General features: G+C 44.5%; 14 protein-coding genes and 2 pseudogenes. 10 read left to right on the top strand and 6 right to left on the bottom strand.

The window, feature by feature from the left end:
• Positions 1-56: 56 nt before the first annotated feature.
• From dnaJ to grpE, 3 genes are all read right to left on the bottom strand, one after another.
• Positions 57-1184 (bottom strand): molecular chaperone DnaJ, encoded by a 1128-nt coding sequence (dnaJ, locus tag QUA53_RS24040; RefSeq protein ID WP_333042223.1) that lies wholly within the window; start codon positions 1182-1184, stop codon positions 57-59.
• Positions 1185-1316: 132 nt separating this feature from the next.
• On the bottom strand, positions 1317-3407 hold the full coding sequence (gene dnaK, locus QUA53_RS24035; protein ID WP_333100182.1) for a molecular chaperone DnaK: 2091 nt from the start codon (positions 3405-3407) through the stop codon (positions 1317-1319).
• A 294-nt stretch (positions 3408-3701) separates the two neighbouring features.
• Positions 3702-4496 carry a nucleotide exchange factor GrpE gene (gene grpE / locus QUA53_RS24030; RefSeq protein WP_333100183.1) on the bottom strand — a complete coding sequence of 265 codons (795 nt, stop codon included), beginning with the start codon at positions 4494-4496 and terminating at the stop codon, positions 3702-3704.
• 1288 nt (positions 4497-5784) lie between these two features.
• On the opposite strand from grpE, the gene QUA53_RS24025 reads away from it, so the two are divergent.
• The 5 genes from QUA53_RS24025 (at position 5785) to QUA53_RS24005 (ending at position 12587) form a co-directional block, all read left to right on the top strand.
• Positions 5785-7791: a GspE/PulE family protein gene (locus QUA53_RS24025; RefSeq protein ID WP_333100184.1), complete on the top strand. Its 2007-nt coding sequence runs from the start codon at positions 5785-5787 to the stop codon at positions 7789-7791.
• A gap of 75 nt (positions 7792-7866) precedes the next feature.
• Positions 7867-8964: a type IV pilus twitching motility protein PilT gene (locus QUA53_RS24020; protein WP_333042216.1), complete on the top strand. Its 1098-nt coding sequence runs from the start codon at positions 7867-7869 to the stop codon at positions 8962-8964.
• Between the two features lie 95 nt (positions 8965-9059).
• The gene (locus tag QUA53_RS24015) at positions 9060-10187 is read left to right on the top strand and encodes a type II secretion system F family protein (protein WP_333100185.1); all 1128 of its coding nucleotides are present in this window, start codon (positions 9060-9062) and stop codon (positions 10185-10187) included.
• Positions 10188-11220: 1033 nt separating this feature from the next.
• Complete coding sequence (locus QUA53_RS24010) at positions 11221-12342, top strand: glycosyltransferase family 4 protein (protein WP_333100186.1); 1122 nt, start codon at positions 11221-11223, stop codon at positions 12340-12342.
• Between the two features lie 11 nt (positions 12343-12353).
• Positions 12354-12587 (top strand): hypothetical protein, encoded by a 234-nt coding sequence (locus tag QUA53_RS24005; RefSeq protein WP_333069157.1) that lies wholly within the window; start codon positions 12354-12356, stop codon positions 12585-12587.
• Positions 12588-12710: 123 nt separating this feature from the next.
• Here QUA53_RS24005 and QUA53_RS24000 read toward each other — a convergent pair whose 3' ends face one another.
• Positions 12711-13646 (bottom strand): exopolyphosphatase, encoded by a 936-nt coding sequence (locus QUA53_RS24000; RefSeq protein WP_333100187.1) that lies wholly within the window; start codon positions 13644-13646, stop codon positions 12711-12713.
• 66 nt (positions 13647-13712) lie between these two features.
• On the opposite strand from QUA53_RS24000, the gene bioF reads away from it, so the two are divergent.
• Complete coding sequence (gene bioF / locus QUA53_RS23995) at positions 13713-14885, top strand: 8-amino-7-oxononanoate synthase (RefSeq protein WP_333100188.1); 1173 nt, start codon at positions 13713-13715, stop codon at positions 14883-14885.
• A gap of 277 nt (positions 14886-15162) precedes the next feature.
• Entirely contained in the window at positions 15163-15312 is a 150-nt protein-coding gene (pirA, locus tag QUA53_RS23990) for an arginine synthesis PII-interacting regulator PirA (protein WP_172185012.1), read from the top strand.
• 378 nt (positions 15313-15690) lie between these two features.
• Here pirA and QUA53_RS23985 read toward each other — a convergent pair.
• Positions 15691-16690: pseudogene (locus QUA53_RS23985) on the bottom strand (IS630 family transposase).
• Between the two features lie 690 nt (positions 16691-17380).
• Here QUA53_RS23985 and QUA53_RS23980 point away from each other — a divergent pair.
• Together QUA53_RS23980 and QUA53_RS23975 are read left to right on the top strand one after the other, a co-directional pair.
• Positions 17381-20320 (top strand): ATP-binding protein, encoded by a 2940-nt coding sequence (locus QUA53_RS23980; protein ID WP_333100189.1) that lies wholly within the window; start codon positions 17381-17383, stop codon positions 20318-20320.
• On the top strand, positions 20317-20688 hold the full coding sequence (locus tag QUA53_RS23975; protein WP_333100190.1) for a response regulator: 372 nt from the start codon (positions 20317-20319) through the stop codon (positions 20686-20688). Before QUA53_RS23980 ends, QUA53_RS23975 begins: the two co-directional genes overlap by 4 nt.
• Positions 20689-20769: 81 nt before the next feature.
• Here the strand turns inward: QUA53_RS23975 and QUA53_RS23970 are convergent, their stop codons facing one another.
• Complete coding sequence (locus QUA53_RS23970; RefSeq protein WP_333100191.1) at positions 20770-21912, bottom strand: IS4 family transposase; 1143 nt, start codon at positions 21910-21912, stop codon at positions 20770-20772.
• 487 nt (positions 21913-22399) lie between these two features.
• Between QUA53_RS23970 and QUA53_RS23965 the strand changes: the two are divergent.
• Positions 22400-22762: pseudogene (locus QUA53_RS23965) on the top strand (transposase); the annotation flags it as partial.
• Positions 22763-23152: the final 390 nt, after the last annotated feature.

Genomic DNA, 23152 nt, shown 5'->3' with positions numbered 1-23152 from the left:
ATGGCCGGGGAATCCTGAAACAGGAAAATTTGACACCAATTGGTGTCAAAAATTGCTTATTTCTGAAACAAATTACCCAGAAATCCTTCCAAGCCGCCTTTACCAGTACGATCGCCCTTCAGCTTAGCAAGCTGCATCAGCAATTCCCGTTCCTCAGCCGTCACCTTAGTCGGAATGTCAATAGACACCGTAATCAAATGATCGCCTCGACTGACTGGATTTCCCAACCGAGGCACCCCTTTTTTCTCCAAAGTCAAAACCGTATTTGCCTGAGTTCCGCTAGGAATCAACAATTCCGTCGGCCCGTCTACAGTTTCCACTTCCAACCGGCACCCTAAAATTGCTTGCAAATAACTAATTTTCACTTCCGAGCTCACGTTAGTGCCGTCGCGCTTAAATAGCGGATCTTCATTCACCGCCAAGAACACGTAAAGATCTCCGGGCGGTCCGCCCAGTTTGCCGGCATCCCCTTCATTGGAAACGCGCAAGCGAGTACCGTTGTCAACCCCAGCCGGAATTGTGATTTTCAGCTTTTTCATCACTTCTTTCTGCCCCCGGCCGCCACAAGTTTCGCACTTATCCTCAATCACTTGCCCGGTGCCGTTGCAAGTGGGGCAAACTGAAACTTGAGTAAAGCTGCCGAAAGGAGTGCGGGTAGCGCGTCGGACTTGACCGCTGCCGGTACAAGTCGAGCAAGTTTGGGGTCTGGTTCCCGGTTTGGCCCCAGTCCCGGTGCAAGTTTCGCAGGTTTCTAAATGCTTGATGCGAAGTTCTTTTTCGCCACCAAACACTGCTTCCCGAAAATCCAGTCGCAAATCCAGACGCAAATCGTCTCCGCGCACGGGCCCGCTGCGCCTGCGACCTTGCTGTTGTTGGCCGACACCTCCCTGAAAACCCTGAAAGAAGCTTTCAAAAATATCGGCAAAGCTGTCACCGAAGTCTTGGAACCCAGGCGCGCCTGCACCGCTGACCCCTGCTTCGCCGAAACGGTCGAAACGGGCGCGGGTTTCTGGTTCTGAGAGTACCTCATAGGCGCGGTTAATTTCTTTAAACCGCTCCTCAGCACCGGATTCTTTGTTGACATCTGGATGGTACTTGCGAGCTAGGCGGCGGTAAGCACGCTTAATTTCTTCTTTGTCTGCGCTGCGAGAAACGCCTAATATTTCATAGTAATCACCGGCCATAGAGCTGCTTGCCTGGAGGTAAATAACAAAAAGTGTACGAAAAAGAAACGGGCGACCTTTCCTGAAATTACAGATTAAAAATCAAAAATTCTCATTGTTAATTTTTAACTTTTAATTTTTAGCTTTTCAGTTTTAAAGGAAAGGATTCATATCATCAACTTCTGGTTCGGGAACCTTCTGTTTTTGTTTTGACTGTGGATTTGGCTGTCGTTTTGACTGTCGTTCCGGCTTTGGTTCCGACTTTGATTCCGGCTTTGGTTCCGGCTTTGGTTCCGGCGGAGCTTGGGGCGCCACCAACAGCTCTTCTGTCAGCAAAATGCTGTCGTCGTCGGCTTTAACCTCTTCTGGTTCTGATTCTACTTCTGACCTCATCTCGCTTTCAACAACAGCTCCTGACGGGGCTACCCCGCTGCGGGCTTGGTCATAGACTGCTGTCCCCAGCGAGTATAGCAGTTGCTTGAAAGATTCGATTGCGGGCGTGAGTTCCTCGACTGTGATGTCGGGGTTAGTCATCGCTGCCCGCAAGGCTGCTGCGGCTTTTTCCGCTTCTGCCTTAAGGTCATCGCTCAGCAGTTGCGCGTTGGTTTTTAAAGTTACACCACAATTATAGACGAGGGAGTCAGCTTGATTTTTGAGTTCGACGAGTAGAGCGCGCTTGATGTCCTCGTCGGCGTAAAGTTCGGCTTCTTGTCGCATCCGCTCGACTTCGGTTTCGCTCAATCCCCCTGTATTGGAAATTTGGATGCTTTGTTCTTTTCCGGTTCCCTTGTCTTCAGCGGCAACTTTGAGAATCCCGTTGGCATCGATTTCAAAGGTAACTTCGATTTGAGGTACGCCGCGAGGAGCTGGGGGAATGCCTTTGAGCAGAAACTTGCCGAGACTTTTATTGTCTTTAACCAATGCCCGCTCGCCTTGGAGGACGTGAATTTCTACCGAGGTTTGCCCGTCGGCCGCCGTGCTGTACATTTGCGATCGGCTGGTGGGAATAGTTGTATTGCGCTCGATTACTTTGGTGAACACTCCGCCCAAGGTTTCGAGTCCCAGTGAGAGCGGCGTCACATCTAGCAGCAGCAAGTCTTTGACCTCACCACCCAAAACTCCGGCTTGAATTGCCGCGCCTACGGCTACAGCTTCGTCGGGATTGACTGATTTATCGGGAGAAACGCCCCCAAAATACTTGCTAATTGCCTTTTGAACTGCCGGAATCCGGGTTGAGCCTCCCACTAAAATAATTCTGTCTATATCTTTCGGGGTCAAACTTGCGTCTTTGAGGGCTTGAGTCACCGGATCGATCGTCGCTTGCACCAAATGAGCCACCAGTTTTTCAAACTGAGCTTTGGAGAGTTCCATTTCCAAATGCTTCGGCCCTTTTTCGTCCGAGGAGATGAATGGCAAATTGATTGAGGTGGATTCTCGGTTGGAGAGTTCGATTTTTGCTTTTTCGGCCGCTTCTCGGAGGCGCTGCAAGGCCATTTTGTCTTGTGAGAGGTCACTGCCTTCTTGAGTCCGGAAAGCTTCTACGAGCCACTGGACTATGCAGTCGTCAAAGTCATCTCCTCCGAGATGGTTGTTACCGGAGGTAGCGTTGACTTCAAAAATTCCGTCTCCCAGTTGCAGGATCGAAACGTCAAAAGTACCGCCGCCCAGGTCAAAGACCAAGATTTTCTGTTCTATATTTTGCTTGTCCAGCCCGTACGAAAGGGCTGCAGCCGTCGGTTCGTTGACGATCCGCAGGACTTCTAGACCCGCGATCGTACCGGCGTCTTTAGTAGCTTGCCGTTGGGCGTCTGTGAAATAGGCTGGCACTGTAATCACGGCTTGGGTAACAGTTTGTCCCAAATAAGCTTCAGCATCTTGCTTGAGCTTTTGGAGTACCATTGCCGAGATTTCTTGGGGAGTGTGAACCTTGTTCCGAATTTGGACGTTAACGGTATCGTCTTTGCCTTTTATGCAGGTATAGGGAGTCCGCGCTCGTTCTTCTTCCGTGTCGTCCCACCGCCGTCCGATAAATCGTTTGATACTGTAGACAGTATTTACAGCATTAGTTACAGCTTGCCGCTTGGCTAGTTGACCTACTAAGCGATCGCCCGCCTTGCCGAATCCTACTATACTCGGAGTTGTCCGGCCGCCCTCGGAATTGGCGATCACGACGGGTTTACCGCCCTCTAACACAGCTACGCAACTGTTAGTTGTGCCTAAGTCAATTCCAATAATTTTTCCCATAGCGCCTCATAAAACTTTGTGGGATGTTTGGAAACCTCCAACTACAAGTTGGGGGAGGAAAAACGACTCAGCTTGTTCAAACAAGCATCACCCGATCCGATTTCTAGGAAATAAACTTGATGTCCTAAAGCAATATCAAAGACCGGTAAAAACATTTTTCAGAATTTTTGGAGAAAGCGCTGACTTGCTTTTAGTCATCTTTAAATTAAGAAGTTGGTGAGTCTGCCACCTGGGAGCCCCCGAATTCTATTCGGGGGTCAGTGACTTTGAGGAATGCAGTAGCTTGTATCCCGATTAACCTTCCGAACTATCGGGATTTTCATCTGAGGCTACCACAGATAGCCCAGCCGCTGCAACTTTCACTTTGGCGTGCCGCAAGACGCGATCGCCCAGAATGTAGCCGCGTTCTAGTTCTTGGATAATTGTTCCTTCCTCTTGTTCGTCAGTTGGCTCGCTCAGGAGAGCTTCGTGGAGGTTGGGGTCAAACTGTTCACCTTCGGGGCGCATCGGAGAAACCCCGATTTGCTTGAGGCTATCTACCATTTGCTTGTAAACGCTTTGGTAGCTTTTGTGAATGTTCATTTCGCCGTCGGTTTGCGGCTTGATGTGCGATCGAGCGCGCTCGAAATTGTCGATTACCGGCAACAGGGGTTTGATCGTGAGACACCTTGTCTGTAAATCTAGCTCTTCCTTTTCCTTTTGGGTACGCCTGCGAAAGTTTTCAAAATCTGCTGCTAAGCGGAGATTTTGATTTTTCAGTTCTTCTAGTTGAGCGGATGCGGCTTGCAACTGAGTTTTTAAAGCCTCTTTTTCCTCGGTTACCTGCGCCAGTTCATTCTTCCAAGGATCGGCCGCGTTGGCAGTCGGACTGTTTGTTGAACTGCTGGTGACGGTAGGCCCCGACGCGTTTGCTGGGGTGCGATCGCCCTGAGCACTTTGATAAGCTCGAGCAAGTTCGAGCTCCCAATCCGCCGATTCGTTCGAGTTTTCTGGGGCCGCCGGATTTTCGCTTGCCATTGGCGCACCCTCTGGGGTGGCTTCCCCAGTTGAGTTAGGATCTTGATCTTGCTGTTTTTCCTCGTCAATCATAAAAGCTGCGCGACAGAACCCTATCAATTCTAGCAGATACAGTTAACCCGGTAAATCTAGAGGACTCGAATTGTCTGTGTATGGCACAATCTGAAAAGAGGCAAACTCGCCAGAGATCGAGACGTTGCTCAAAGCTTTTCATAAAATATTCAAATACCCGTTTAGATATTTACGTATAATATGGTCGCAATGGGGGCAACCTAACCTTTGTTTGTTCCTCGTTTTTAATTAACGCGATCGCCTTTACACAATTTTTATAAGTATATTTTGCTGTTAGCTATACTACAATATTGTCACCTCGGCAACTTGATGTTTCAAGGCTTACTTAAAACGATAGTCACTTAAGGTTACTATCGGTGAGGCTGTTTTTGTGGCAAGCTGCTGCTGGCATTTATTACTATTGTATGAGTTTTTAATTTCGGGAGAAAAACGAATTGGTATTGAGTGACTAAGTAGCGATATGTGTGCTTGTGTCACTGAGATACTATGTTGTTAATTTTGATACGAATTGGGCCTAGGTTTTTCTAATTTAATAAAGCATAATTAGCTTTAAATGTCGAATTATTGGCAAGCAAATGAGAGAAATTAGCTGGTCTAACAGAGGTGATTATTTGTATATTAAACTGATATCTAATTGGTGGACTTTCAACATTCATGAGCCGTTAAGCTTACGTCACAAAGGTTCAGACAACAAAGAAGAATTAAAGTAATATTTAATGCTCCAAAACTAGAGTAGCTCAAAATGGGCCCTGGGGACTGATGCAGCCGACGATCGGACACTGACCGATCGCAGATAATTAATCAAAATATATTTCACAAGGGCGATCGAGGCTTTCGTAAAAGCTATCATCACAGAACATAGGTCATCTTGAATTTAGTACAGCTAACCGCGCCACCACGGGCGCTGTAATTTGAGCAAACAATTTGGGAAAATAGAATCAGCCTGGGAAGGGGACACGCCCCACCCCGCTTTTCTCTCCCGGTACGGGAAATCCCAAGTGATGTGCTCTGACGCTATAACGAGAGTATCCCGCAAGTTAATCAGGTAAGTAAGCAACTTAGCACTCAACGAACAAGATTTGATTGCAAGCACCGGCAAATCCCTCCAACATCTCGTCAATTTGTGGACGAAGCTTAGAGGGGACTTCGAGCTTACACTTGAGAGATAGGGATTGAGCAAGAAAATGATAGCTGATCCACAAGCAAAGAATACGGGGGTTAAAACCCCGCCTTGGTTTTCCTCTCAGCACTCTTTGTGACTGAGTTTCCCACCTATTGAGTGTTTTTTATGACTAGCACATCCCCGCTGCGCTCCACATCCATAGTTTCTGTGAGCCAATTTCCTCCGGCTCTCACCAAGATGATTCTGTCGGGTTACGTCAACGGCGAGCAAGTGAAGCAAGCTCAAATTGAAAGCCAGAAGTCGGGCAAGCGTTTGACGGAGGTATTAGAAGCACTTACCGGGCAGCCGTTACCCCCAGAATTGCTGCGACTTTACAAGAAGCAGCAGATGTTTGAACGGAAGATAGTCTACGGGGTTGAAGCATTTGACCCGGAGATGAGCCAAATGTCTAACGAACAACTCGGAGTTATGCTCGACGCGTTGAAGATTTCGATCGACATTTGTCACCAAGGTCGGTTTTTACCCGTAGCGAAGACTGAAACTGAGCCTGCGGCGGTTTTAGTGGCAATGGTAGATCCCGACAACCTCAACGCTATAGAAGATTTGCGGCGGATTTTACAGCCTCACGGCTTGGCTTTGCAGCGGCGGGTGATTACGCCGGATGATTACCAGGACATTACTTCTGCTTATCAAGACGAACAAGTTAAGAGGGAAGCTAAAAAAGCTGAAATCGAAAAACAGAGAAAGATGGATTTAGGGGAGGGAGATTTTGGCGAGCTCTCGCTAGAAGAGGAGAGCACTGACCAAGAAGACCTCGCTAACACGTTGGACGATGCAGAGGCTGCTCCCGTAATTAAGGCCGTAAATATCATTTTGGCTAAAGCTTTGTCGGAAAAAGTGTCTGACATCCACGTAGAACCTCAAGAAGAGTTCATGCGGATTCGGATGCGGAAAGACGGGGTGCTCCAAGAGTATTTCCGGTTTCCCAAGCAGGTAGTCGCATCGATTACCGCTCGTTTCAAGATTATTGCCAACCTGGATATTGCCGAACGCCGACAAGCTCAAGACGGGCGCATCCGCCGGGTGTTTGAGGGACGCACGGTGGATTTCCGGGTGAATAGCTTGCCTTCGCGGTACGGCGAAAAAATCGTGCTGCGGATTTTGGACAGTTCCAGCACTCAGTTGGGTTTGGGTTTGTTAATCTCCGACGAAGAAACTCTGGCTTTAGTGCGAGAAAGTGCTAGCCGTCCGTTCGGATTGATTTTAGTGACGGGGCCGACGGGTTCGGGCAAGTCCACTACTCTCTACTCGATTCTGGCGGAACGGAACGATCCGGGGGTTAATATCAGTACGGCGGAAGACCCGATCGAATATGCTTTGCCAGGAATTACCCAATGTCAAGTAATTCGGGAAAAAGACTTGACTTTTTCCAACATTCTGCGGGCATTTTTGCGGCAAGACCCTGACGTGATGCTGGTGGGGGAAACGCGGGACAAGGAAACGGCCAAAACGGCTTTGGAAGCTGCTTTGACGGGACACTTGGTGCTGACGACGCTGCACACGAACGACGCAGCCGGGGCGGTCGCGCGTTTGGCAGAAATGGGCGTAGAACCGTTCATGGTTTCGGCCGCTCTGTTGGGCGTGTTGGCTCAGCGTTTGATGCGGCGCGTTTGCGACAAATGCTGCATTCCTTACCAGCCTACTGCCGCAGAACTCGGCAAGTATGGTCTGTCGGCTTCTCAAGAAATTGATCTAACTGTTTACAAAGCCAACACTGTACCGGTGGAGGAAAGGAAGGAACTGGCAGAAAGCGAGCAACTTTGTCGGAAGTGCGGTGGCCTAGGCTACAAAGGACGGGTAGGGGTTTACGAATTCCTGAAGAATACTGAGCGGCTTCAAACTCTGATCACTCAAGGCGCTCCCACAGAGCAAATTAAGGAAGCAGCAGTAGAAGAAGGGATGAAAACCTTGTTGGCTTATAGCTTGCAGTTGGTGCGGGAAGGCGCGACTACTTTTGAAGAAGTCGAGCGGGTGACGTTTACTGACTCTGGCCTGGAGGCTGAAATGAAAGCCAAACGAAAGCAGGGACTTACCTGCAAAACTTGTCAGGCGGAATTGAAGCCGGAGATGCTGGATTGTCCCTACTGCTTGACACCACGCTTTTTGGATTGATTCGGCAGTTAACTGTTGACTGTTAACTGAGCTAGATTGGTCAATAACTATCAATTCGATCGAGGAGAGGTATCTATGGGTCTGATGATTGAAGACGTACTGGAGTCCCTGGTAGAGCAAGGGGGTTCGGACATACACATCCAAGCGGGGGCGCCTATATTCTTCCGAGTCAGCGGGAAACTAACTCCTCAGACGCAATACGGCGACATTCTGTCTGCTGAGGAAGTGCAGATCCTGATTTTCCAAATGCTCAACAATATGCAGCGCAAGCAGTTGGAAATGGAGTGGGAACTCGACTGCGCTTACGGCGTTCGGGGATTGGCTCGGTTCCGCGTTAATGTCTATCGGGAGCGAGGTGCTTGGGCTGCTTGTATGCGGGCTCTGGCTTCTAAGATTCCTAATGCAGATGCTTTAGGCGTGCCGCAGATTTTGCGGGATCTGACGGAAAGACCCAGGGGTATGCTGTTGGTGACGGGACAAACGGGTTCTGGGAAAACTACTACGATGGCGGCTTTGTTGGATCTGATCAACCGGACGCGGGCGGAACATATTCTAACAGTTGAAGACCCGATCGAATACGTGTTTCCTAATATCAAGAGTTTGTTTCACCAGCGCCAAAAAGGCGAAGATACTAAGAGCTTTGCTAATGCGCTCAGAGCAGCTTTGCGCGAAGATCCTGATGTAATTCTGGTGGGGGAAATGCGGGACTTGGAAACAATCGGTTTGGCAATTTCGGCTGCAGAAACGGGTCACATGGTGATGGGAACGCTGCACACTAATTCGGCGGGTGCAACGATCGATCGGATTTTGGACGTGTTCCCGCCAATTCAACAACCCCAGGTGCGCGCCCAGGTGTCTAACTCTTTGGTGGGAATTTGCAGCCAAAATTTGGTAGTGAAAGTTGGGGGCGGCCGCTGCTGCGCTATGGAAATCATGGTGAATACTCCAGCTATGGCTAACTTGATCCGGGAGGGCAAAACTCCAATGATTTACTCCCAAATCCAAATGGGGGCGAAATTGGGGATGAGGACGATGGAAATGGCCCTCGCTGAACTTTACAAGAGCGGTAAAGTCACTTGGGAAGCGGCAATGGGCAAGGCTTCTAAGGCTGACGAACTCGAACGCTTGATCGGCCCGGCACCTGTTGGTGGCGCCCCGGTAAAAGCTCATTAATTCCGTCAGCAGTCATTAGTCTGGAGTCCGTAGAAAGAACGGATGACTGAATGACTGATGAGTCATAACTTTTAATAAATTTTCAGAGGTGAGCTGTGGCTACCAACGTTATCCGCGAAAAACCGAAAGGTGGCTTTGATTTCAGTAAGATTCAGGAGCAAATTGAGTATAACCTTACCAGTCTTACTGTGAAGGATATGGCTATTTTTGCTCGTCAGTTTGCGGCTATGTTTAATGCAGGGGTGGCGATCGTGAGATGCCTTTCCGTGCTGCACGAGCAGTGTTCTAATGCTAAACTGAAGCGAGCGCTCAGAAGCATGAATGCTGACGTGCAGGAGGGGATAAACTTGGCAGAGGCGATGGCTAAGTTTCCTGATGTTTTTGACCAACTGTTTATCAGTATGGTGGCGGCGGGAGAAGTCGGGGGTGTGCTAGATGAAACCCTAGACCGTTTGGCGGTGATGATGGAAAAAAATCACAAGACGGAGGCGGAAATTAATTCGGCAATGTCTTATCCGAAGACTGTGTTCTTTATTGCGATCGTGATTTTTTTCGCAATGACCATATTCTTGCTGCCAACTTTCGCTAAGATTTTTAAGGATATTGGTGCAGATTTGCCAACTTTTACGCTGATCATGTTGGGAATTAGTGCATTTTGTACCGCTTGGCCTCCGATCCAACAGGTGACCGTTATTGGGGTAATTATAGCGCTCAAAATTGCATTTGATATGTACTATAAAACTCCAATGGGTCACTTACAAATTGATAGAATTGCGATGAAGTTGCCGATTTTTGGAGATTTGATCGAAAAATCTGCTGTGGCTCGGTTTTGCGTGATATTTGGGTCGCTGACGCGATCGGGCGTGCCGATTCTCAATTCTTTGGAAATTGTGCGAGATGTGGCTGGAAATCAAGCGATCTCTAATGCGATCGAATATGCCCGGCAGGAAATTCAAAGCGGCGGCATGATCAGTATTGCTTTGCAAGAACAGCAAGTTTTCCCGTCTTTGGCTATTCAAATGATGGCAATTGGCGAGGAAACTGGGGAACTTGACAAGATGCTGATGAAAGTTGGCGCTTTCTACGAAACGGAAGTGGAAGAAGCAGTAAAAGGACTTACCAGTATGCTAGAACCTCTGATGATTGTTGTCGTCGGTGGTATCGTAGGTTCGATTTTGCTGTCGATGTATCTGCCCATGTTCGCAGTGTTCCAAAAGCTGTAAAAAAGGGGTAATTAGTTATTAGTTATTAGTTAGTAGCAATTAACGCATGACCAATGACTATTCCAATCGTTCCCAGGCTCTGCCTGGGAATGCCTTTGGAGGAGGCACATCCTCGATTAAAAGGAGAAAAAGATTGGGAGGCAGAGCCTCCAAATCTTCATTACCATGGTCTTCCCATTGGTGAAAACTTACGAAAATTTCACCAAAGTTATAGTACGATAGGCAGACAGATTTAACTACTGCCTAATCCTGGCTTTACGCTCCAGGGTAAACCCATATTAATTTGAACCCAAAATATGCTACAGTTAAATCCGAATAAATTTCAATCTAGTTATTCTAGTTTATGAGTGCTATCAATGGCAAAAGGTTTTACTGAAACTTTAAATCACCAACCACAACAAACAGATTCATTGCCTTAGGTGAATATCTTAAATGCCAGTTTTTTATAAGATGTTGCCAATTTGAACGACCCCAGAAAAGAAAGAATAAAAAAATACTCAGAGATCTTACAGGGTAATCATATCTTAATTAAGGTATAATGGTAAGGTAAATGTTTTAAACATTTGACAGTATCATTCAAGCGCAGCTCGTAAATTAAGGAATGAAAATTGAGTGTGATGCTGATAGCCACCTAAGCAGGATCGTTGGGGTTCCACCTAGTTGATTTATCTCCATCACGTGCTCTTGCCTAGGGCGCGTTTTCAAACTATAACCACAACAGAGCAGGCGATCGTAATCATGGCTGTATAATTGGCAGCCAGCTTATCATATCGAATAGCGATCGGACTCCCTTGGTTGAGTAGGTTGATAGCACGTTCAACAATGTTCCGTTGCCGCTAGATTTAACGGCCGCCTTTTTTCATCTGCCTGAGTGAGGAATACCTGCAGGGAGTCTCTTCCCAGTTTAACTGCTTGTTGGTCGCCGATCGCGTCTCCGCCGCAGCCCTGCCTCTGGCGGGTGCATTTTATGTCATTTGTCAAGTACAATTTATACCAAATTAGATGCGATTACCCTGACTAATAACCAATAAATATGGTTCACTTTAACGTTGGTTTTCAACACTTTAACTCCTTCGCTGATATTACGCTATCCCTGGCGAAAACTTTACACCAAATGGGAATTCCTATTTCTGTCGAACCTTCAACAATAGCATCTCATCTCAGTCGCAATTCGACAGCAGAAGAAAACGACCTGCTAGCGAAGTGGATGAACACCGCACCCTCAGATTTATTTCATATCAAATGGTCTCATTATTGGAAACCTTATTTTTTAAAAGAACTCAACGGACATCTCAACCTAGAACTTTTTGCTATCAATTACGAATTCGCCCAAAATCATGATGATTATGATTACTGGATTTACGATGCTGTTAACACTTCATCCCACAAACTAGCTGTCAGCCAATACTCTAAAAACGTTTTAATAAAAGCGGGATGTCCGGCTGCAAACGTCTCAGTCATGCCTCTAGGTTTCAATCCTTTAATATCGCAACTCTATTTTCCCAGACCGCAAAAAAACCAAAAAGATGTAAAGTATATTCTGCACATGACCAATTCTTTTGATTTATATAGATTTGGCACGGATCTGGCAATTCAAGCTTTTTGGGAAGAGTTTAGAGATGATTCTAACGTAGAGTTAATAATCAAAGATGGTGGCAAACATCCAGATGTTATAATGGAGCATCTCGTAAATATCGAAAAACAATTCGGCAAGTTCAAGTCAAGAATTCGGATAATCCCTAAATTTTGCAATAAAGCAGAACTAGCTGATTTATACTTGTCAGCCGATGCTTTTTTAGCTCCCTTTCGCGGCGAGGGTTTTGCAATTAAAGTTTTGGATGCCTTTGCAGCAGGTTTGCCCGTCGCTATGACTATGTACGGTGGTCCGACCGAGTACGCCAATGCTGATAACTGCTATCCCATTGCTTACGATCTAATTCCCGTCGGAAAGTGTTACGATACTCAGTATCTAACAATCAGAAATGATCCTCATTGGGCCGAACCCAATGTTCAGTCTGTTCGCGAACAGTTGCGAAAAATTGTGGAAGATCCGATGCGTTTTCAGGTAGCTCACAAAGCTAAAGAGACGGCGGATTTATTTAATTGGGAAGCTGCCGCTCAAAAATTGTTAAGATTAATGCGAAAGTTGTTTTAGGAGCAGAAATTATGGGACTCGAACGCAAAATGTTTAGGGGAATGTTTTCGCCCGGGGAGGTTGTACGATTGAAACAGCCTTGTTTTACTCCCGGGCGATTGTTTGAGCCAGGAAAATATAAAGCTGATGAGTTGCCGGATATCGCTTTTGATATGGGTTTGGTAGACCATTTGCCACCAGTCAAAGGCAACTGTTCAGAAAATCTCAATGTTCAGAACCCACCAGCTCAAAACCTTGAGGAATAAGCTCCCGTTTGTAGTAAGGACTTCAGTCCCGAAAAATCTCCTTTGTAGTAAGGACTTTAGTGCTGAAAATTAAAATAAATAATTAAAGACTCAAGTCCTGACTGCAAAAAAGATAAAGCCAATTTAACCATTTTCTTTTATCTGGGCAATTAACTCTTTCAAAACTTGACTAGCTTTGTCATTCTCAATCTGACAAGTTCCGGCATTCTGGTGCCCACCGCCGCCATATCTTAACATTAACTCCCCAATATTAGTTTGAGAAGTTTTGTTAAAGATTGACTTGCCAACTGCGAGAACAGTATTTTGTTGTTTCAGTCCCCAAAGTACGTGAATAGATATATTGCACTGAGGAAACAAAGCATAAATTACAAAACGATTTCCCGCATAAATCACCTCTTCGTTACGCAAATCCAAAACAACTAAATTATTATAAACTGTGGCGCATCGCTGTATTTGCTCTTTAAATTTTTCTTCTTGCTCGAAGTAGAGATCTACTCTTTCTTTTACATCAGGAAGCTGCAAAATTTCATCGATGGTATGATTTTTGCAGTAATCGATTAACTGCATCATTAATTGATAATTGGAGACTGTAAATTCTTTAAACCTTCCTAAGCCTGTTCGGGCGTCCATTATGAAGTTTAACAATACCCATTCTTGCGGATGCAGAACCTCTTCTTGGGAAAATTGAGCGGAATCTGATTTGTCAACTGCCGCCATCATCGCCTCAGAAATATCAGGAAACTTTGCTTGACCTCCATAATATTTGTACAGTACCCTAGCTGCAGAAGCTGCATAGGGATCGATGATGTGGTTGATTTTGATTTTCTCGTGTCTGAGAGTTTCGCTGAAGTGGTGATCGAAAGCTAGATGAACTCCCTCAACATAGGGTAAATTGGTGCTAATATCGTTATTTGTTATTTCGATTTTCCCATCCTGCATATCTTTAGGATGCACGAATTTAATCTCGTCGATCATATCGAGTTCTTTGAGCAAAACGGCACAGACAAGACCGTCAAAATCGCTGCGGGTGACTAATCTGTATTTTTTAGTGAGTGGCATATGCTTATGTGATGCGGAGGAACTGATCACCAGCTAATATAACGTATTACCCGATCGCTTTCCAATATGAACGCAGACCCTTACGCTTGGATAGAGAAGGCCCTGGACACAGTTCGCCGTGCCGATTGGTATCGATCGCCCCAATCGCTCGAAAGTTCCCCCGGGCCTGTGGTGAAATTGGCAAGCCGTCGGCTGATTAACTTTGCCAGCAACGATTATCTCGGACTTGCCGGCGATGACAGGTTAATTCAAGCAGCTATTGCTGCAACTAAGGAATTTGGTACGGGTGCAACGGGTTCGAGGTTGCTAAGCGGACACCGCGATTTCCACCGACAGCTAGAACAAGCTATTGCTAATTTAAAACAAACTGAAGATGCTTTAGTATTCAGTTCGGGATATTTGGCGAATCTAGGGGCGATCGCATCCGCTGTCGGCAAGCGCGATTTGATATTATCTGACAAGTACAACCATTCGAGCCTGAAAAACGGCGCCGCACTCAGCGGTGCCACTTCCCTAGAGTACAATCACTGCAATCTTGAGGATTTAAAGGCCAAGCTAGAGCAAAATCGCGCCAGATACCGCAAGTGTTTAATTATTACCGATAGCGTCTTTAGCATGGATGGGGACTTGTGTCCGCTACCACAGTTGTTGGCTGTGGCCGAAACCTTTAACTGCATGGTATTAGTAGATGAAGCTCACGCTACAGGAGTTTTCGGTGCTAGCGGTGCCGGTTGTGTAGAACATTTCGGGTGTACGGGAACACCACTGATTCAAGTGGGGACACTCAGCAAAGCTTTGGGGAGTTTAGGTGGTTACGTTGCGGGCTCTGCTGCTTTAATTGATTTTCTGCGTAATCGAGCTGCGAGTTGGATTTATACTACCGCATTGACGCCTGCTGACACGGCGGCTGCTTTGGAAGCTGTGAGGATTGTACAGCAAGAACCAGAACGCCGAGTTCGGTTGCGACAAAATATCGAAACTTTCAAATATTGCGCGATTACCAATCACCAATTACCAATTAGCAATTCCCTCTCCCCAATTTTCAATCTTCCGTTAAAAAATGCAGCCTCCGCTTTAACAGTCGGCAGCAAACTCAAGGAGATGGGTATTTTTGCTCCGGCGATTCGGCCTCCGACTGTAAGTGTCAGTCAAATTCGGATTTCGCTGATGGCAACTCACGAACTCGCACACCTTCAGCAGTTGGTAGAGGCGCTGAAGCAAGTTATGAGTTTTGAGTAAATGTTGAGTACGTCATAAGTACCTTACCCTTTGAGTAAATGTTGTCAGATCGGGAAAATTTCTACTTCTGCCTTCTGCCTTCTGCCTTCTGCTGCTCTAGTGTTCTGCCTTTTTTTATTGTCAAGATATCCCTATTGACTTATGACCAATCTTATACAGGAGTTTGGTCGATCGGTCAACAACTGTAAATTTTTTGTAAATTTAGATACTTTTTGGAATTTAGCGCTATATTAGAGAAGTAGCAAGTACACCAAATTTAATATAAGGAACGTCCACCATGAACACAAATCGTCAAAACGTAAAAAAAGTAGCAGAAACCCACCGTGCTAACATTCACAAGCAACTGATGCACCGCATAGAAGTAGCGAGATCCAGTGGGAATCAAGATTTGGTTCGGGTGCTTGAAGAAGAAATGAGACAGCTTTAAAGAAGCTGCAACTAGAATTTGCCCGTAGTTTGGTTTAGAGGGTTGTCCGAGAAATGTAGAATTCCGGCAACCGCTACCTGTTTAATTTTGACTCCTCTCTTAGTTGGTAGGAAAAACCCCGGTTTCTTAAAGGAACCGGGGTTTTTTATTGAGAAGGAAGAAGGAAGAGGGAATACTCCTGCACGCACAAACTCTATCTGTAGAGTGCGCCTCAGCCCACAGAGTCTGTACCAATAGCGGATTGAAGCATTCATTTTTTGCCTAAGTTCTGAAGTCAGAACGAAGAAGCAAGAGGGAAGAACAAGACTTACTCTGCATTGCTTCTATTTTGACAGTATCTGTAGTAATAAGGTGCGCCGAGGCAACCCTACTAAGTAGCTAGACAAAATTAATTACATAGTTTTCTCCAAATTCTTTCAGGATTTTTTCCACAGAGGTAACAAAAGTTCCCCAACTCTTGTAAGCAGATATCTCAATCCATTCATACTTAATAAACCGCCATAAAATTTCAATTAAATTTAATTCAGGAGAGTAAGAAGGCAACTCAAAAAGAGTAATATTACGTTGTTTCCACTCTTCTTGTTTGTCAACAATAGCATCACTGGTATGAATAGAAGCGTCGATCTGTGACAATCACGGTTGGCTTATGTACTGCGGGAAAAAAAGCATCAATACAGGCAATAACTACATCTTAATTAATATTTTGAGAGGAAATATAAGTTTCAAGATGGTTATTTCGATTCATGATTCCTAGTACATTCATTCGCTGACTATGACGACTAGGAATTGTTAAAAATTCTCCGATTTTCTGCCAGCTATAGGGGACACAAGGAATCATACAAAATCCCGTTTCATCCAAGTAATATAAATCAATTTTACCCTCATCATCCAATCGCTTTAATTCTTCTAATTGTGCCTTTTTATCTTGATAGTCCTGGGAGGGAGGCTTTCCTCCCACTCCTTTACGCATGCGATGCCAACTCATGTTCAGACTTTTTAGTATTCTTTGAATTGTTTTTGTACTGGGAGTTATGCCCCAGGTTTATTGAACTTTTTGGCTAACATTTTTTAATTGCCTTGGTGATTGTTTAGCCCACTCTTTAATTTGGGCTTTCTGCGAAAAGTTAAATAGTGGCTTAGAACCTCTTCATGGTTTATTATAAATTCCGATCATTCCTTCTAATTCCCACCGATTGAACCAGTTATAGAGTGTCTTATAACTTATTTGAAAAATATTCATTAACTCTCCTTTTTTTACTACTTGCGAAGCTAATATGAGGCAATGTGCTCGTTGACGTACCTGATGATGTCGGCTTTGGCGATGAATTCGTTGTAGCAATTTAGACGAAAGAGGGTTTATTTCTCTGACAAACATCATATGAAACTGTAATTAACTCATAATTTTGCCACAAATATCATTATACTATGTATTTGTGTAATTAATTCTGTCTGACTACTTAATAACTACAGGATTAAAGCACCTGACAAATGAATCGGGTCTGCTCACGCCCGATCCCATCACCTTAACCAGTCCGGATCACTGACAAGTTGACAGTCGCGACTAACGACGAAACTCAATAATAAGAAGCGAACTAATAACGTACACTCATGTGTGTGCTATTGGCTGGAAAATTGAGCAATTTTCTAGGGAACTTAAGCAATTAACCGGGAGAGAATCTTGCCACTCCGGTCAAGCTAGAATTAACACAAATCATATTGCTTGTCATGAACTTGTGTGGCTTAGGTACTCAAAAGTTTAGCAGATAAAAATGGTAAAACAATAGATAAAATCAAACACTGGCTGCTATTAAGTTATTTAATTGAGCAACTAAAACTTCTTGTTCGATGTTTATTGTAGAATTTTTGGGGCTGGTACACCGAGCTGTGACAGTTGCGTAACTCCTGGTAATATTGAAGATCAATAGAGATAGATTTTCAGGGTGGATTGGGAAAGGCAGCTTTGCCAAAATTTAAAACAAGCAAAAATGCTTAACAGAAATAAGTTAAAAGCTATAAAGCCGAACCTCATGGTCGCGACAGCAAAATCCCAAAATAATAGGTAAAATTGATGGCGACAGACATCCGACACGAGCCGGAAAACGGCTACCACTCAGAACCAACTCAGCCTTCCCTAAGAGAAAATCTGAATAGGCGATCGCTCATGCGCCTACCCCGAAGCCTGAGTGCCGTCGAAACATCGGGCTTTGGCCTCACAGGTCACGCCAATTGGTTTACCATCGCCACAGCGATCCAAGCAGCGATCGGGCCTAGCGCCATCTTCGTCTGGTTGCCCGGTATCCTCATGGGCATGATGCTCAATCTACAGGTAAAACGCATCGGCGAGTATTTCCCAGATATGGCTGGGGGAACGCCCAACTATACCGCCCGAATGCTGAAAAATTATCCGGGTCTGGGAAGTTATGCAGCGATCGGCTACTTTTTAAGCTGGGTATCAACACTGCCAATTTCTGCGATCGTACTGACGCAGCTCATCAAAGTCAACCTCAATAGTTTAGGTTTTAGCTGTCCTGAAACTTTACTAAATATTACCTTCACGCTCCTACCCTTCATTTTGACATTCAGCGGTACTCGCGCCTTAAGTATTCTGCACGCCTTTTTCGTGTTACCGACAGTCGGCGTACTATCCGTTTTTTCCATTCAGGGTCTATTCTGGTTAGCTTTTTCGTCAAACAGTCCCGGCTTTTTCCCCACCATTTGGCCGGAATTCACCTTTATTGACTGGGCTAAATGGTTTTACTTTGCTACCTACATCTTTTACTGCTGTGACTCCGCCGCCAGTTTCGTAGCGGATAGCCGCAACCCTACTAAAACCTTGCAGTTTCTCAAAATTTCCGCACTGGGGATGCTGCCTGTGATTTTAGGAGGTTCCTGGGTACTGATGCGCTTGGCCACCGCTCCTGGCCTGAAAGATGACGTATTCTTGAATGTATTAGCTGCCTGTCAGGTATTATGGGGGCCCTGGGTTCCCACCCTTGTCACCTTTCTAGTAGTCGCAAGCTGTCTTCTGAGTTGCGCGACAATTGTTTCCAACTGCCCCCGGATGCTGTACCAACTTGCCGTAGATGGGCATATTTCGCCAACATTCGCAGTTGTATCCCGACGGGGTGTATTTGGATTTGGGCTGGTCTTTGTTTTGGTTCTCAGTCTAATCTGTCTAGCTTGGGGAAATGTGCCTCGGCTGGTGGCGATTACTAATGTTGGCTTGGTTGTCTGCCTGATGATGTTCCATCTCTCACTATGGCTGCGGCGGGATCAGCCAGAAATTCGGTGGCCTTGGTGGTCGCTGGGCTTTTTCGTCGTAGATGCGGTGGTTCTGGTCGTCGGAGGCTTGGCTTGGGGTTGGCAAGACTTTATCATTGGGTTGTTTTTTCCCCTTGGCGTTTTAGCAGTGGAGGCAGGGATAAGTCGCATTGCTTTTGCCCCTTTCCATCCCTCGTGGTGGATTCGGCGTTACCGCAACAGCAGCCAGGGCAAAATCCCAGATTTTGTAGCGTCTCAGGTTGTAGTTTTAATCTTACTGATCGTCAGTGCCCTTGCTGTCGGCTGGATTTTTGGCTTCAAATTATATGCTAACTCTAGTGTTGGATTGAATTTATTCGTAGTGCTACTGGTGACAGTTGCTTTTATTGGGGTGGCAGTTGCCTGTTGGACGAGCTTACCCCAGGTCGTCTCAATGGAAGAGGCACGAGAGGGAGCAGAACAGCTTTTTACCATAGCCCTAGATGGTATTGTAGTGCTGGATGAAAATGGTGTCATTCGTCAGACTAATCCCGCTGCTGAAAGCGTCTTCGGAATAGATACTACTAGGCTAATTGGGTCTTACCTGAACAAATTACTGCCCGGATTAGGGGCTCAGCCAGAGCAGTGGCTCAGTCGCAGCGAACAAACTCTCAAGCTGCCCGATGGAGACTCGCGCATCCTGGAAGTTGCCATCTCCGACCGATTTTCTCAAGATGCTTCCCTTTCTAATCAGGATCTGCAAGAATATGTGGCGATCGTGCGCGATATCACCGATCGCAAGCAAGCCCAAGAAGCACTGCAAAAAGCTAATGAAGAACTAGAAATCAAAGTCGAGGAGCGTACATCTGAACTCCGCTATACTGTAGAACAATTGCAGAACGAGATTGAAGAGCGCCAGCAGATTGAAGCAAATCTTAGAGCTATGCAAAATCAGATTGTTGTCCAAGAAAAACTAGCTTCTTTGGGCAGTTTAACAGCAGGCATTGCCCACGAAATCAGAAACCCCTTAAACTTTGTCAACAACTTCTCAGAACTTTCTGCGGAATTAACCGAAGAACTGTTTGAAAAAATTGAAAATCAAGCCGAACGTTTAGATCCTGAAACCAGTGAGGATATTGCCGAGCTATTAACCGACCTCACAGCTAATCTTAAAAAAATCAATCAACACGGTCAAAGAGCAGACAAAATCGTTGGCAATATGCTTTTGCATTCGAGGGGACAAAGCGGTCACTGGGAAGCTACAGATATAAATAGTTTATTAGCCGAATATATCAATCTAGCCTATCACGGGATGCGAGCTAAGGAAGCTGCTTTTAACATTACCATAGAAACCGACTATGACAATGACATTGGCGAAGTAGAGGTCGTGCCACAAGACATCGGCAGGGTTTTTCTTAACATTATTAGCAATGCTTGCTATGCAGCCTATAAAAAGAAACAAGAAATCGGAGAAGACTTTTCACCGCTGCTTGACGTGAGAACTCGAAATCTTGTTGACGCGATTGAAATCCGCATTCGCGATAATGGCTCAGGTATAAAACCAGAGGTCCTCGATAAAATTTTTAATCCCTTTTTTACTACAAAGCCACCAGCCGAAGGTACTGGTCTAGGTCTTTCTATCAGTCAGGATGTTATCGTCCAGCAACATCGAGGATCACTAAAAGTCGAAACAGAAGTAGGAAAATACACAGAGTTTATAATCAAATTGCAAAAAAAAGTAGCAGAAATTAAGGATTTCAAAAAATGAAAGTAATGGTTGTAGACGACGAGGAAGATATTCAGTCACTGTTCAAGCAGAAATTTAGGAAAGAAATCAAAGCAGGAAAAATTCAATTTCATTTTTGCCTGTCAGCCGAGGCAGCTTTGAAATACTTAGAGAACCAGGATGAAGCGTCTATCGTATTGATTTTATCGGATATTAATATGCCAGGAATGAATGGGCTCGAACTGCTAAGGATTCTCAAAGAAAAGTTTCCCGATTTAAAAGTTTTTATGATTACGGCTTATGGAGATGAGAAAAATTACCAAACCGCAATGGCTTATGGAGCTGATGACTATATTACTAAGCCTGTTAATTTTGATACACTCAAAAATAAAATACTCAATCTGGAGTAAATTGACAAGAAAAAATATTGAGTAATGGGTAATGGGTAATTGAAAGCAGCACCTTAGTCGCTGGGGGGGTGACAAAGAGGTCTACGAGATAGACTGTATAAGGGTTGCGGCCCGCATACCTTGTTGATAAAAGCGGCGTTTATTGGGAGTTAACTTCATTAACTGTTCTACCTCGTCAGAATATTGTTCGAGATAATTAACCCACTTTTCTCCATCTAAACCTACACCAAATGTACTCCGTCTTTGATATCTTTTTTTAGGTTCTTTGCGGCGAGATACATATTTTTGCACCTGCTTTTTCCTCATTTCAGTGCCTTGAAATATTCCCGAACTGTACGCAAGTGTCATGAGCAGAATCATGTTAATAAGTCGGTCTCCTTTTAAGCTAGTTCCTTCAAGATCGTAGCCTCCTGTTTTACAATCTCGAAACATTTCTTCAATGCCCATCCGTTGCTTGTAAGCATCGATAGCTGTCGGCAATGACCCTAAATCTGTGAGTATAAACCACGCTTCATCAACCTTCCATCCCCCGTAGTTCCTTTTCCACTTACAAGCAAGATAAAATCCGGTCGCAGGTCGAGTTTTCCTCACTCTTTTACCTTGAAAATATAAAGAGGTTCCTGGCACTATTCCTAATTCATCTAACCGTTGCCAAACTAAATGTTCCGTTTCGATACAATGATTTTTTTTCAGTCTTAAACAAAAAGATACACCCTTTTCCCTTAGCCAGTTTCCCAAATCGACAGAACAAAATTCACGGTCTCCTAAAACGATGACTTTATATTCTGAAAATAATGGTAAAACAGGCTGTAAATGGGTTGTTTGTGATTCAAAGTTACTGTTTCCCAATTTGGGCAACAGTGACCAGTATAATGGAATTGCTCTTCGCTCCCAGATCAGGCTAACCATAAAGAGATTAATGCGGCCCCATTGACTGCGGTCGATTGCGATTGATAAAGTTTGACCAACACGGCAATAAGTAATCAACCAATAAGTAATTAATGGGAACCAAATTAGTGAGATAGTTAAGTGAGGCAAATCGAGAAATCTTTGTAGTTTTCTACGCCGACTTTCTGTTGTAATTGGATAGGGAAATACCCGCGAGAGCCGTTCTAATCTCACTTGTTTTTCTGATTGTATCAAGGGTAGCAAGATTTCAATCAGTTTAAATTGAGCTGAACTTAGTTGTTTTTTTAAATGAATGAGGTAGAATGTTGGTATCATTATTTTTGAGATAGGCAAGCGTGTAACAATTATGCTGCCTATCTTTTTTTAGCACACATTGGCTCAATCCTTACAAAGTATGGGTTTCAGGCTGGTTGTTACCCCCCCAGCCTTAGTCGAGTTAAAATTGCTCAATAGCATTTTCCTTCTGTCCTTCTGGAGCGCTAATTTTTTGTGAGTTTTAAGAGTCAATTAAAAATTAATATGTCAGCAAAAATACTGTTTGTGGATGATGAACCCTATTTAGAATTTCTACTTTCCCAGAGATTTAGGAAAAAAATCAGCGCCGAAAAATGGTCCCTTTTTTATGCCCACAATTGCGTACAAGCGCTGGAAAGTTGAAACAACATCCGAATCTAGATAGAATAGTGACCGATCTTAATATGCCTGAAATGGATAGCTTGACTTTACTCTCTAAACTTAACCCTCTTTTGTCACTCTCGTGGTAGTATAATCAGTGACACACCCCAAAAGCATTGCCAGTCCTATGGTAGAGCCTCCTCAACCAGTACCCGCAGTCAAATTTATAGATGAATACTGTCAAATTTACCAAAACATATTTCCACAAGTTAGGAGCTTTGAAGCTTTTAATTACTTACATATCGGTATTATATCGGACATAAAACGCAAAACACTACCATTAATAGCGAAAGTTATAGGGCTAAATAATCATCAAGCATCACACAACTTTTTAACACAATAACCCTGGGATGTACAATAATTAAGGAAGCAACGATTAGAATTAATATTATATGTACTGCAAGGACTTCTATTACTAATAATTGACGAGACAGGAGATAAAAAAGGGGATGCGACTGATTATGTAAAACGGCAGTACATTGGAAATTTATTTAGGTAAAACAGATAATGGTATTGTTGCAGGGTAAACGCATCTAAATTAAGTTGACATAAAATCATATTTGTGCCTGAGTTATTCTCTGAAAAAACCCTTCTTAAAACTCTTAAATATGATGCAATTAACCCAGTTAAAATCGAGCTTTAAGAACTTCTGAATTCTTAAAGCTGAATCAATTTAGATCGGGAATCCGTTTGAGTTTTCGAGCGTTAGCTGGCCGAGTATAAAATTTTAACTAAATAATTATTATCCATTCCCGCCAGATACCGCTTCATTTTTAAACTTCCTTTAAATCCTTTTTCCTGTTTCAGTAAACTGACAGCTAAACGACGTAAAAGAGCAAAATTTTCAGGAGAATGATCTTTACGAATGCGACTCTTGTCT

The sequence above is a fragment of the Microcoleus sp. Pol12B3 genome (assembly GCF_036701355.1).
In the GTDB taxonomy this organism is placed as follows: Bacteria; Cyanobacteriota; Cyanobacteriia; order Cyanobacteriales; family Microcoleaceae; genus Microcoleus.
This window is presented reverse-complemented; position numbering and strand designations above follow the sequence as displayed.